The sequence below is a fragment of the Massilistercora timonensis genome, from assembly GCF_048354975.1.
Classification (GTDB): Bacteria; Bacillota; Clostridia; order Lachnospirales; family Lachnospiraceae; genus Massilistercora; species Massilistercora timonensis.
On record NZ_DBGCJQ010000061.1, the window covers coordinates 17,743 to 30,209 of the forward strand.

Annotated in this window: 10 protein-coding genes; 8 read left to right on the top strand and 2 right to left on the bottom strand. The window is 53.6% G+C overall.

Annotation, left to right across the window (positions count from 1 at the left end; genetic code table 11):
• Positions 1-9: 9 nt before the first annotated feature.
• Positions 10-645, top strand: a complete 636-nt coding sequence (locus ACML7B_RS05255; RefSeq protein ID WP_418539585.1) for a M15 family metallopeptidase — start codon at positions 10-12, stop codon at positions 643-645.
• 56 nt (positions 646-701) lie between these two features.
• Here the strand turns inward: ACML7B_RS05255 and ACML7B_RS05260 are convergent, their stop codons facing one another.
• Positions 702-1,805: a glycerol dehydrogenase gene (locus tag ACML7B_RS05260; RefSeq protein ID WP_418539587.1), complete on the bottom strand. Its 1,104-nt coding sequence runs from the start codon at positions 1,803-1,805 to the stop codon at positions 702-704.
• A gap of 251 nt (positions 1,806-2,056) precedes the next feature.
• Here ACML7B_RS05260 and ACML7B_RS05265 point away from each other — a divergent pair, with 251 nt between their 5' ends.
• The 4 genes from ACML7B_RS05265 (at position 2,057) to ACML7B_RS05280 (ending at position 6,495) form a co-directional block, all read left to right on the top strand.
• Positions 2,057-2,479, top strand: coding sequence for a hypothetical protein (locus tag ACML7B_RS05265; protein ID WP_346707580.1), 423 nt, complete (start codon positions 2,057-2,059; stop codon positions 2,477-2,479).
• A gap of 183 nt (positions 2,480-2,662) precedes the next feature.
• Complete coding sequence (locus ACML7B_RS05270) at positions 2,663-2,875, top strand: helix-turn-helix domain-containing protein (protein ID WP_418539589.1); 213 nt, start codon at positions 2,663-2,665, stop codon at positions 2,873-2,875.
• Positions 2,876-2,882: 7 nt separating this feature from the next.
• The gene (locus ACML7B_RS05275; protein ID WP_418539591.1) at positions 2,883-5,597 is read left to right on the top strand and encodes a DEAD/DEAH box helicase family protein; all 2,715 of its coding nucleotides are present in this window, start codon (positions 2,883-2,885) and stop codon (positions 5,595-5,597) included.
• A 337-nt stretch (positions 5,598-5,934) separates the two neighbouring features.
• Positions 5,935-6,495, top strand: a complete 561-nt coding sequence (locus tag ACML7B_RS05280; RefSeq protein WP_418539592.1) for a hypothetical protein — start codon at positions 5,935-5,937, stop codon at positions 6,493-6,495.
• Between the two features lie 62 nt (positions 6,496-6,557).
• On the opposite strand, the gene ACML7B_RS05285 is transcribed toward ACML7B_RS05280, so the two are convergent.
• A complete protein-coding gene (locus ACML7B_RS05285; protein WP_418539594.1) occupies positions 6,558-8,276 on the bottom strand; it encodes an ABC transporter ATP-binding protein in 1,719 nt (572 codons plus the stop codon).
• Between the two features lie 139 nt (positions 8,277-8,415).
• Here ACML7B_RS05285 and lgt point away from each other — a divergent pair, with 139 nt between their 5' ends.
• The 3 genes from lgt to ACML7B_RS05300 all read left to right on the top strand — a co-directional run bounded on the left by lgt (position 8,416) and on the right by ACML7B_RS05300 (position 12,388).
• Positions 8,416-9,189, top strand: a complete 774-nt coding sequence (gene lgt, locus ACML7B_RS05290; RefSeq protein ID WP_346707585.1) for a prolipoprotein diacylglyceryl transferase — start codon at positions 8,416-8,418, stop codon at positions 9,187-9,189.
• Positions 9,159-10,814: a phosphoenolpyruvate--protein phosphotransferase gene (ptsP, locus tag ACML7B_RS05295; protein WP_418539596.1), complete on the top strand. Its 1,656-nt coding sequence runs from the start codon at positions 9,159-9,161 to the stop codon at positions 10,812-10,814. Before lgt ends, ptsP begins: the two co-directional genes overlap by 31 nt.
• A 107-nt stretch (positions 10,815-10,921) precedes the next feature.
• Positions 10,922-12,388, top strand: a complete 1,467-nt coding sequence (locus ACML7B_RS05300) for a sodium-dependent transporter (protein WP_418539598.1) — start codon at positions 10,922-10,924, stop codon at positions 12,386-12,388.
• Positions 12,389-12,467 lie beyond the last annotated feature (79 nt).

Here is a 12,467-nt window from a genome sequence, read left to right on the forward strand (position 1 = left end):
AGATTTCTTATGATCCTGGCGCTGCTTGCGGTTGCAGGCTGCGGGATCCTGATATGTGCCGGCAGGCTGGGGTTCAAAAAGACGGCCAGCCTGGAGAATGGATGGAATCTGATCCTGGTCAACAGGGACAACTATATACCGGATAATTATGAATTTGAGCTGACGGAATTATCCAATGGGGAGAAAGTGGATTCCAGGATCTATCCCAGTCTGCAGGATATGTTTGACGACGCCAGGGCCAAAGGTTTACATCTCTTTGTGGCGGCAGGATACCGGACAGAAGAAAAGCAGCGGCAGCTATTAGAGGAAAAAACCGAAGCGTATGTAAATGAGGGACATTCCAGATCTGAAGCCAGAGAACTGGCGGAAGAATGGGTCGCGGTTCCGGGCACCAGTGAACATCAGATCGGGATAGCGGTAGACATCAACGCAGATACCAAGTATAGTTCCAGGGACTCTGTATACGGATGGCTTGAGAAAAACTCCTGGAAGTACGGATTTATCAGACGGTATCCTCCCGACAAAACAGAGATCACAGGGGCGATCAATGAGCCGTGGCACTTCCGATATGTGGGGAAGGAAGCGGCGCAGGAGATGTATTCACAGGGGATCTGCCTGGAGGAATACATAGAAATGTTGGGATAGACGGAGAAAAGGCAGAGCATGTAGATACATGCTCTGCCTTTTAGTTCCCTGAGAGATTATCTGTCCATGTTCTGGAGCGCTTCCCGGCCCAGCGCATCGGCGGCGATGATGGCCGCATATAACTGATCCGGCGTTACGTCGGCTACCATGTTGTGGATGGATTCGCCTTCCACGCAGGACTTCTCTGCGATCACACGGATCTGGTCTTCCGTGGTGATGCCGATCTCTTTTAGTGTGACCGGAAGCCCTACTTCCATGCAGAAGTCCTGAACCTCTTTGAATTCTTCTTTGGACGCCCGCTCCAGGACAAGCTGGACCAAAGTGCCGAAGGCCACGCAGTTTCCGTGGGGAGCGCTGTGCCCGCCCAGGGCGGTCAGGCCGTTGTAGAAGGAATGGGCGACGGCAAGACCGCCGTTGTCGGCGCCTACGCCGGAGAGGTAGACGTTGGCTTCGATGATGGCGTCCAGAGCCGGTGTGACCACGTTGTGTTCACAGGCTGTTTTGGCGGCCGCGCCGTATTCCTTCAGCGTCTGATAGCAAAGGCGGCAAAGAGCCATGGCGGACTGGGTGATCCCGCCGTTTTCCAGGCTGGGAGCGTCGGTGCGCTCACAGGCCCTGGCTTCAAAATAAGTGCCCAGGGCGTCGCCCATGCCGGCTACCAGGAAGCGGACCGGAGCTTTGGCGATCACGTCGCTGTCCACGATCACGGCTTCCGGGTTCTTGGGGTAGAACAGATAGCTGTTGAAGGTCTTGTCGTCATTGTAGATCACAGACAGCCCGGTACAGGGGGCGTCGGTGGCAACTACCGTGGGGATGATCACCACAGGAAGCTTCTCATAATGCGCAGTCGCTTTGGCGGTGTCGATGGCAGAGCCTCCGCCTACGCCGACTACTACATTCAGCCCGTTTTCCCGGACAATCTTACGCATTTTCTCAATCTCTCCTACACTGGAAGTTCCACCGAAGATTTCATAACGGCGGATGTCCGTTGTCCCTTCAAAGCTCTTCTCGATCTTGTCGTGGCACATCTTGTGGCCGCTGTTGGAACAGATGAACAGCCATTTGTTTCCCAGATCTTTCATCTCTTCGTGGAAATGGAGAAGAGAATCCTTTCCCTGCACGTATTTCTGCGGCGCCCGCATCATTCTGAGCCTTGCCATATGAATTCCTCCTTTGAAATGAATCGTTAAATATATATCAATCTTTGCCTTTATTATAGTCCTGCGATTTCAGATTTCAAGAGCAAAATCTCTGAAAATATTGTTGTAAATAAAGAAAATTTTGGTAAATTTTATCGCTGTGTGGTTTCGTTAACATTCATTTTACAGAAGCATGATAGAAATCAGGGATAGACCCCTTCTATAATGAAAACAGAAGAGGAAAGTTGACTTTGGGGAAGGAGGAAGCGGATATGGCATTGTTGATGAATGATACCGATATGAAACAGATGTTGGACGCGATCTGCCCGGAGGGAGAAACTTATCAGGGACAGGCATGGGGCACCTTGATGTCCGGAACAGCGGAAATGCTGGCGTTGGGGGCGCTGAGTAATGTGTACTGTTATGTGGGGGTTACAGAGCGGTTCCTGGTGATCGCAGTGCTGGAGACTCTGGACATTTCTCATATATATGGGAAGATCTGTATTCCCTTTGATCAGTTTGATGAGGTAAAGATCAAAAAGGGACTGGTTCCGTCCCAGAGGATCATTAAGATGAAGAGTGGAAAGACGAAATTAAAATTGTCTCTGGTCAACAACTCGATCACGGCAAAGGTGAAAGAGCAGAAGCTGGGAATGCAGAAGATCTGCGAAGCGCTGGAGAAAGCTGCCCGATAAAAGAATAGTTTCATTGATTGAAATTGCAAGACAGAGTATGTAGAAGATACATACTCTGTCTTTTTTGGTGCGCCAGAAAACTTGCAATAAGCAGGTGGATAAATTATAATGGAATTAGCCGTACGGCTAAAAAAAGTATGAAAAAATTACAATTTTGCCGTACGGCATAGAAATGGGGAAAATATGAAAATTATTGATACCAAATCTCTTGGCACAGCGATACGAGAAAGGCGCAAAGAGCTTCATTATACGCAGACATATCTGGCTGAATTCAGTGGCTTCAGCGTTAGTTTTATCTCAGATCTGGAACGAGGGAAAGCGACGGCAGAAATAGGAAAGACCCTGCAGATCATACATTTGCTGGGGATGGATATTTTGGTGGAGAAGCGGGGGTAAGATGGAGATGGGAAACAGATACGATAACATTTTACAATTTAAGGGGACCTGGCGGGATTACCAGGAGCGGGTCCTGTCCAATTCGGGAAAATATCTGGCGGACGGCAAGCTGCATATTGTGGCGGCGCCGGGCTCGGGGAAGACAACCCTTGGCATTGAGCTGATCCGGCGGCTGGGGGAGCCCTGTCTGATCCTGTCGCCCAGCATTACCATTCGGCAGCAGTGGCTTGCCCGGATCACAGAAGGATTTCTTGTAGAAGGACAGGCGCCGGAGGAACTGATGTCCAATGACCTGAAGCAGATGAAGCCGATCACGGCCATCACCTATCAGGCGCTGTACAGCGCCATGAAACATTATCAGGGAGAGCTTCGGGATCAGGGGGAGGAAGAAGACGAAGAGCCGGATCCGGTTCTTGCTGAAGAAACGGAGGCGGTAGACTTCCGGGAGTTTGATATCCTGGCGGCGGTGAAGGAAGCCGGGGTGAAGACGATCTGCCTGGATGAGGCCCATCACCTGCGCAGCGAGTGGTGGAAAGCGCTGGAAAGTTTTATGAAAGAGATGAAGGGGATGACGGTGATCGCGCTGACTGCCACGCCGCCCTATGACAGTACTGCCGGGCAGTGGAAGCGGTACACGGATCTGTGCGGTCCTATCGACGAAGAGATCTTTACGCCGGAGCTGGTGCGGGAGGGGAGCCTTTGTCCCCATGAGGACTATGTTTATTTTAACTGGCCTACGAAAGAAGAGCTAAAAGAGATCGGGAAGTACCAGGAGCAGACGGCCGGCGTATACCGGGAGCTTCTGACCGGCCCGGAATTTACCCGGATGATCGCCACCCATAAGGGATTGCAGGATCCGGAAGGATACAGTGAGAAATTCCTGGAGGAGCCCAAGTATTTCTCTGCCCTTCTCATCTTCTGCCAGGCCCAGGGGATCCCCTTTCCACCCTATCTGCGGCGGCTGATCGGGACAGAGGGAAGACTGCCGGAACTGACGGATAAGTGGCTGGAAGCCTTGCTGCAGGGATTCCTCTATGACGATACAGACTCTTATCTGGTATCAGAGGAAGCAAGGGAAGGGATCCAGAAACAGCTGAAGGAAGCGGGATGTATCTATAGGAAGAAGGTTTCCCTGACCCACAAGGACGCCCTGCAGAAGCTTCTGGTCAAGAGTCAGGGCAAGATGGAGAGCATCGGCAGGATTGTGGAGACAGAACAGCAGGCCATGGGAGAACGGCTCAGGCTCCTTATCCTGTGCGACTATATCAAGAAAGAAAAGCTGTCCGTTGTGGGGACGGAGGAAGATATGACTGCGGAGATCGGGGCAGTGCCTATCTTTGAGTTCCTGCGACGCAAAAATCAGGCCGGGATCAGGCTTGGAGTTCTCAGTGGTTCCGTGGTCGTCGTACCCCTGGACACAAAGGAGATCCTGGAGAAGCTGATGGCGGAAAAAGACTGTGAGGGAACCCTCTCTCCCATCCGGGAGACCGGCTACGGGAAACTGCAGGTGAAGGGGAAGCAGACCCATGTGGTGGCTGTGGTGACAGAGCTTTTTGAGCAGGGGCAGATCAACGCCCTGGTGGGGACCAAATCCCTGCTGGGCGAGGGGTGGGACGCTCCCTGTATCAATTCGCTGATCCTGGCAACCTATGTAGGGTCCTTTATGTTGAGCAATCAGATGCGGGGCCGGACCATCCGTACGGATAAGAACCATCCGGAGAAGACCGGCAATATCTGGCATCTGGCCTGTATCTTCCCCCAGAAGAAGGGGAAGGAAAAGCACCCGGACCTTTCCGGGGACTACGAGACACTGGTCCGCCGGTTTGACTCTTTCCTGGGGGTATCCTGGCAGGAACCGGTGATCGAGAGCGGCATTGAGCGTCTGGGGATCCCGGAGTTTGACACCCGGGATGAGATGGAAGAGATCAATGAGACCATGCTCTTAAGGGCGGCTGACCGGGAAGGGCTGCGCCAGAGATGGCAGCAGTCTCTGAAAGAGATCCGGGGCGGAATGGAGGTGCGCCAGCGGGAGGACATCCCCAAAGAGGCTGCCAATACCGGGTACATTTTCGTTCATGCTCTGGGATTTATGATCCTGAGTATCCTGTCAGCAGTACTTTCCGAGGCTGTCCGGCTGTTCTTCGAGATGACTTACCGATATCCCGGATCACTGGTGCCAAAGGTCCTGATGGTGATCACGGTCCTGGGCTGTCTGGGGATCGGAAGATTCGGATATCTTTTGTTCAAGTTCAGCACCCCGCAGAAGCGGATGCGCCAGATCGGCCAGGCGGTGGCCGCAGCTCTGGAAGAGCTTGGGGAGTTGGAGGATCCGCAGCACAGTCGGGTGGAAACAGAATCCCTGCAGGGGGCGGTGATCAGCGTGGCGCTGAAAGGCGGGACCATGCGGGACAAGACCACATTCGCAGTCTGCATGGAGGAGATCTGGGGCGTCATCGACAACCCCAGGTATCTGCTGGTGAGAGGAAGAAAGCCCCAGAAGGCCAAAGAGTTTTACGCGGTTCCTGAGATCTTCGGGAAGCACAAGGACCGGGTTTATGTCTTTGAGAAACATATCCGCAAGGCGCTGGGGAGATTCCAGACTGTCTATACCCGGACGCCGGAAGGGCGGAAAGTCCTATTGCGGGCGCGGACGCGGTCCTTTGTGAATAAGAATCAGACGGTGCTGCAGGGACGGAAAGTCGTGAAAGGGGAATACGAATAAAAAAGAATCGGCACAGAATTCCTGGCAAGGCTGTGCCGATTTTTCTTGCCTTTTATGAGCCGGGCGTTTATACTGATTTCATCAGAACACGAATCGAGTGTTCTGCCAATGATCGGAGACGGCATTTCTGCCGGAATTATCCAGAGAACTGAAAAAAGAATAAGGAGACTGTAATACAAGGAACGCTTGTTATTTGTCTGGAGAGTTTCTATAATAGGATTAGGAGAGTGATTATGACAGCGGGGATAAGGTGAAGTACCTGGATTACATTTCATGTACGGTCAAGCGGTATATGAAAAAATGGAGAATCAGGAACGAGTCTGCTTTGAAGATCCGTATGATCGTAATCTATACTGCGGATATTGAACCACGGCAAACCCAGCCGGTGCTTGACGTGGGATGTCTGCGTTTACAAGTGGAAGAAGCGTTCTTATGTGAGATGGACTGGGAAGAGACAGAAAGAGAATTGGCAAAAAAGATAAAAGAGCACGAACCACTGACAGCGGAGGATCAAATGCGGTTTATTGTTCTTCCCCTGACACATAAGGGGAAACAAGAAAAGCAGGAATGTATCCGCAGATGTTTTAGGTTGGCGCGAGAAGTGGCAGATGTAAAAGTGCAGACCTTCATCTTATCCGGAATGCTGGTATTCTCAGATAAGGTGATCACGAAAGAGGATTCGAAGCAGATAAAGGAGTGGATTATGTTGACAAAGGTAGGGCAGCTGTTTGAGGAAGAGAAATTAGAAGCGGTGAAAGAAGTAACGAAAGAAGCAGAAAAACAGAGGGAAAATACTGCGCGGAAGTTGCTGGGAAGAGGATTTTCACAAGAAGAAATCCTGGAGATCGTGGATGGACTGACTGAGGGTGAGATCAGGAAGCTTAAGGAGAGTCTATAGCGTGATTTTTGTGAACAAAGCCGGATGGATAAACCATTCCGGCTTTGTTCTGCTTAAAAGTGTTACCGATAATACCCGGCGTAAATTCCCCCAAGGGCAAGCAGCTCCTCATGGGTGCCCCGCTCCGCGATGCCGTTGTCAGCCACCACCAGGATCTCATCGGCATTCTGGATGGTGGACAGCCGGTGGGCGATGGTGATAGTAGTACGGTTGTGGGACAGGGCGTCCAGACTCTTCTGGATCCAGCGTTCGCTCTCGTTGTCCAGGGCGCTGGTGGCCTCGTCCAGGATCAGGATGGGCGGGTTCTTTAAGAAGACTCTGGCAATGGAAATGCGCTGCTTCTGTCCGCCGGAGAGCCGGGTGCCCCGCTCTCCCACATAAGTGTCATAGCCTTCGGGAAGGCTTACGATAAAGTCGTGGATGTTGGCCCTTCTGGCCGCTTCCACGATTTCTTCTTCGGAGGCGCCGGGCTTGCCGTAGGCAATATTTTCCCGGATGGTGCCGCAGAAGAGATAAACGTCCTGCTGGACGATGCCGATCTGGCCCCGCAGGGAGGAAAGGGTCAGGTCCCGCACGTCCTTGCCGTCGATCAGCACCCGGCCGCCGGTCACATCATAGAACCGGGGCAGCAGGTTGCAGATGGTGGTCTTGCCGGAGCCGGAAGGCCCTACCAGAGCCACGGAACGGCCGGCCTGGATCTCAAAGGTGACATGTTCCAGCACCGGGGCGTCATCGTCCGGATAGTGGAAGGACACGTCTTCATAGGTGACAGTGCCCTTGATATCGGTGAGAGGCTTTGCGTCCGGCTTGTCCTGGATCTCGATCTCTGTGCCCATCACATCCAGGTAGCGGCGGAAGCCGGAGAGGCCTTTTTGCATCATTTCCATCAGCTCTACCAGGATCTGGATGGGACTGATAAAGATGCCGATATAGAGGGCGTACATGGACAGATCCACCACGTCCATCCGGCCCTGGGCGATGAGATAGCCGCCGTAGACCAGGGTCACCAGGTACATCATGCCCTGGAAGAAAAGATTCCCTCCGGTGAAATCGCCCATACATTTGTAGTTGGCGTCCTTGGAGCGGAGGAATCCCTGATTGCTTCTGGCGAATTTCTCCCGTTCAATGTCCTCGTTGGCGAAGGACTGCACCACCCGGATGCCGGCCAGGGTGTCCTGGAGGCTGGCGTTCACATCCCCGATTTTGCGGCGGTTGTCCAGGAAGGTGGCCTGCATCCGTCTGTTCTGGCTGATGGAGAAGATCAGCATGCAGATCACCAGGGCAAGCAGCGGAATGGCCAGCTGCCAGTTGATCAGGAACAGGAAGATAAAGGAACCAACGATCTTGATCAGGGAAATGAACAGGTTCTCCGGGCCGTGGTGGGCGAATTCCGCGATGTCGAAGAGGTCAGAGACCAGCTTGCTCATCATCTGGCCGGAGTTGTTCTGATTATAGTAGGAGAAGGACAGCTTCTCATAGTGGTCGAAGAGGCGGGAGCGCATGTCCCGTTCCATGTGGGCGCCCATCATGTGTCCCTGGTAGCTGACATAATATTTGCACAGGCTCTGGAGCACATACATAATGAAAAGCCCGAGGCCGATAAGAGGCAGGGCATGGAGAATGGTTTCCCTGTCCCCGGTAAACAGGCGGTCGATGGCAGTCCGCAGGAACTGGGGATAGAGAAGATCTACCACGCTTATGAAGGTGGCGCAGAAAAGATCCAGGAAAAATACGGTTTTATAAGGCTGATAATAATGAATAAATTTTCGTAGTGCAGACATAGGGGAAGACTTCCTTTCCATCAGATTAGAATATTATAACACCAGGGAGCAGGGGCGGGTCAAGAAGCAGATTGGGCTTTTTAATCGGTTCCAAATATGCTATAGTTAGGAAAGCAATAAAAACGCAGGGAGAAATGATATGCACAACGATTTGCTTACTATTGGGAAATTTACTATACACGGCTATGGACTGATGATCGGCATTGGATTTGCCGCAGCTTACCTTGTGACGGAGTACCGGGCCAGGAAGCGGGGGATGGATACGGATATGGTCTATATCCTGTTCTTCAGTTCGATCATCTTCGGGCTTCTGGGGGCCAAGCTTTGTTACTATCTGACTATCCTGGATGAACTTCTCAAGGATTTCAGCCTTCTGCTCTCCGAGGGGTTCGTGGTGTACGGCGGAATCATCGGAGGCGTGCTGGCAGGGTATGTGGCCTGCCGGATCAAAAAACAGGATTTCTGGAAATATTTTGACCTGGTGGCGCCTGCCATTGCCCTTGCCCAGGGATTTGGACGGATCGGCTGTCTGCTGGCGGGGTGCTGCTACGGGCGGGAGACCACGTCGGCGTTGTCCATCACCTTCCAGAACTCGGATTTCGCCCCCAACGGGGTGGCGCTGATCCCCACCCAGATCTATTCCAGCCTGCTGGATTTTCTGAACTTTGCCGTGCTGTGTCTGATCGCCCGGCATGTGAAGAAGGATAAGATCGTGGCCGGGTGCTACCTGGTGTTCTACAGCATCGGCCGGTTTATCCTGGAATTCTTCCGGGGAGATCTGGAGCGTGGGAGTGTGGGGGCTCTTAGTACATCCCAGTTTATCTCCATCTTTATACTGGCGGCAGGGCTTCTTCTGCTGGCCTGGGGAAGGGGGAAAGGAACATGGAGCAGTACACAGGAAGATCCGTCTTAAATAAGATCGCGGCAGGGAAGGTTTTCTTCTACTCCCGGAAGGCGCAGGAAGTGCGGCGGGAGGAGGGAAAGGACCCGGCGGCGGAGCTGGCCCGGTTTTGCCGGGCGAAGGAAGCGGCTGCCGGGCAATTGGAAGAACTGGCCGGAAAAGCGGCGCAGGAGGTGGGAGAATCCGGAGCCCAGATTTTTGCGGCCCATGTGACGATCCTGAAGGATGAGGACTTTCATGCCTGTATCACGGAAATGATCGAGAAAGAGAAGGTCAACGCGGAGTATGCGGTGGCTGCCGCGGGGGAGCATTATGCCCGGATGTTCGTCCGGATGGAGGATGAATACTTCCGGGCAAGGGAAGCGGATATCCGGGATATCACCCGGCGGCTTCTGGAGAATCTTCAGGAAGAAGAGATTCTTACGGAAGAGGCGGCCGGAGGATCCCTGCCGGTGGGAGAGGAGCCGGTGATTCTGGCGGCGAAGGATCTGTCTCCCAGTGATACCCTGCGGATGGATCCGGCTCGGCTTGCAGGGATCGTGACGGAACAGGGCTCGGTTGCCTCTCACACGGCGATCCTGGCCCGGACCATGGGGATCCCGGCCATCCTGGGCGTCCCGGTGAGGGCGGACTGGAATGGGAGAATGGCAGTGCTGGACGGTGAAGAGGGGCTTGTGATCCTGGATCCGGAAGTGGACCTGCTGGAGGGATACCGCAGGCGGCAACGGGAAGAGAGTGAAGAGAGGGCGCGGCTTGAGAAGCTGAAAGGAGCCGGGGACGTGACGCTGGACGGGAAAGAGATCCAGCTGATGGCCAATATCGGAAGCGCCCGGGATATAGAGGAAGTTATAGAACAGGACGGGGCGGGCGTAGGCCTTTTCCGCAGTGAATATCTCTACCTGGGGCGGGAGGAGAGCCCGTCGGAGGAAGAGCAGTACCTGGAGTATAAGTCCGTGCTGGAGAAGATGCAGGGGAAGCGAGTGGTGATCCGGACCCTGGACGCAGGAGCGGATAAGCAGGCAGCGTATCTTGGGATGGCCCGGGAGGAAAATCCGGCCCTTGGCTGCCGGGGGATCCGGCTGTGCCTGAAGCGCCGGGAGTTATTCCGCACCCAGCTGCGGGCCCTTCTCAGAGCCAGTGTCTGGGGGAATCTGGAAGTAATGTATCCCATGATCATCTCGGTTGCGGAAGTGCAAAAGATCCAGGAGATCCTTAAGGAGGCCAGGGAAGAACTGACGAAAGAAGGAATCCCCTGGAAGGACTTTCCCCAGGGGGTGATGATCGAGACGCCGGCGGCTGTGATGATCAGCCGGGAACTGGCGGCGGAGGTGGATTTCTTCAGTATCGGGACTAACGATCTGACCCAGTATACCCTGGCGGTGGACCGGCAGAACGGGAATCTTGGCGCTTACTATGATCCTCGTCATCCGGCGATCCTGCAGATGATCCGGATGGTGGTGGAAAACGGACACGCACAAGGCTGCCGGGTGGGGATCTGCGGGGATCTGGGATCAGACCCGGAGCTGACGAAAGTCTTTGTGAAGATGGGGGTGGACGAGCTTTCGGTTCCGCCTGCCAGTATCCTGCCTCTTAGGGAGGTCATCCGGAACAGCCGGGCAGGGGCGGAAAATTCGTGATTTCATCTGGACAGAATGAAGATCTTACAGTAAAATAAAAAGGTGGCGGACAGAAGCCGGAGAGGGCTTCTGTTTTGCTGTTTAAGGATAGAAGGGAGACGAGAGGAATGAAGAGAGAAACATTCGGTTCCCGGATCGGGTTCATCCTGGTATCCGCAGGGTGTGCCATCGGGATCGGAAATGTATGGAAATTCCCGTATCTTTGCGGGGAATATGGAGGGGCGGCATTTATTTTGATCTACCTGATCTTTTTGCTGATCATGGGGATCCCCGTCCTGGTATGCGAGTTTTCCATCGGCCGTGCCAGCCGGTTCAGCGTGGCGGCTTCTTTTGAGAAGCTGGCGCCGGAGGGGACGAAGTGGCACTGGACGAAATGGATCGGCATCGTGGGAAGCTATCTTCTGATGATGTTCTACACCACCGTAGGCGGATGGCTTCTGTATTACTGTTTTAAGAGTATCAAAGGTGATTTCAACGGCGCCAGCACCGAGGAAGTGACGGCGGCCTTCTCTGAAGTGATGGGCAACATGCCGGTGATGGCTTTCTGGACCATCCTGATCTGCGTGATCGGATTCGCGGTGTGCGTGTTCGGGATCCAGAAGGGGATCGAGCGGGCGTCTAAGTTCATGATGTCCATTCTGTTGGTACTGATGATCATTCTGGCGATCCACTCTGTATTCATGGAGGGAGCGGGAGAAGGAATTCATTTCTACCTGGTTCCGGATTTTGCCAAGATGGCGGAGCAGGGCATTGGAAATGTGATCTTCGCGGCCCTGAGCCAGTCCTTCTTTACCCTGTCCATCGGTATCGGCGCCATGATGATCTTCGGAAGCTATATGCCCAAAGACCGGGCACTTCTGGGGGAGGCGGTGAGCATCACAGCCCTGGATACCAGCGTTGCGCTGACGGCGGGATTTATCATCATTCCAGCCTGCTTTGCCTTTGGCATCGAGCCGGGATCCGGTCCCAGCCTGATCTTTATCACCATCCCCAATATTTTCGCCCAGATTCCGGGCGGCGCGTTCTGGGGCGGGCTTTTCTTCCTGTTCCTGACCTTTGCCGCGTTTACCACGGTAGTGGCGGTATTTGAGAATATTATTTCCTTTGACATGGACCTGTTTGGATGGTCCCGGAGCAAGAGCGTGATCGTGAGCGCGGTACTGATCATCCTGCTGAGTATGCCCTGCGTACTGGGCTTCAACGTGCTGGCAGGCTTCCAGCCGCTGGGAGAGGGAAGCACCATCATGGATCTGGAGGACTTTATCGTGTCCAACAACCTGCTTCCTCTGGGCAGCCTTGGCTATGTGCTCTTCTGTACCCGGAAGAACGGCTGGGGCTGGGAGAAGTTCCTGGAAGAGGCCAATACCGGCAAGGGCCCCAGATTCCCGCGGGGACTTAAGAATTATGTGGCTTACGGGATCCCGCTGATCATCATGGTGATCTATCTGAAGGGATACTATGACAAGTTTGCGCCCATGGGCACCACAGCCCTGGCAGGGTGGATGGCCATCGCCGTTTTGTTCCTGGCATTTGTGATCTACTGCGGCGTGGCAGGAGGAAAGAAAGAAGCGTGAAATCCGGTTGCCCTTCGCTGATTTTTCCTCTATAATATCTTTAGGTTTACAAAGGGTTCATCATTTTACGAAAAAAGGA

What these genes read in the sequence shown, in the direction of transcription:
- ACML7B_RS05255 (WP_418539585.1), top strand. Translation starts at nt 10, where the DNA reads ATGATCCTGGCGCTGCTTGCGGTTGCAGGCTGCGGGATCCTGATATGT.
- ACML7B_RS05260 (WP_418539587.1), bottom strand. Translation starts at nt 1,805, where the DNA reads ATGGCAAGGCTCAGAATGATGCGGGCGCCGCAGAAATACGTGCAGGGA.
- ACML7B_RS05265 (WP_346707580.1), top strand. Translation starts at nt 2,057, where the DNA reads ATGGCATTGTTGATGAATGATACCGATATGAAACAGATGTTGGACGCG.
- ACML7B_RS05270 (WP_418539589.1), top strand. Translation starts at nt 2,663, where the DNA reads ATGAAAATTATTGATACCAAATCTCTTGGCACAGCGATACGAGAAAGG.
- ACML7B_RS05275 (WP_418539591.1), top strand. Translation starts at nt 2,883, where the DNA reads ATGGGAAACAGATACGATAACATTTTACAATTTAAGGGGACCTGGCGG.
- ACML7B_RS05280 (WP_418539592.1), top strand. Translation starts at nt 5,935, where the DNA reads ATGATCGTAATCTATACTGCGGATATTGAACCACGGCAAACCCAGCCG.
- ACML7B_RS05285 (WP_418539594.1), bottom strand. Translation starts at nt 8,276, where the DNA reads ATGTCTGCACTACGAAAATTTATTCATTATTATCAGCCTTATAAAACC.
- lgt (WP_346707585.1), top strand. Translation starts at nt 8,416, where the DNA reads ATGCACAACGATTTGCTTACTATTGGGAAATTTACTATACACGGCTAT.
- ptsP (WP_418539596.1), top strand. Translation starts at nt 9,159, where the DNA reads ATGGAGCAGTACACAGGAAGATCCGTCTTAAATAAGATCGCGGCAGGG.
- ACML7B_RS05300 (WP_418539598.1), top strand. Translation starts at nt 10,922, where the DNA reads ATGAAGAGAGAAACATTCGGTTCCCGGATCGGGTTCATCCTGGTATCC.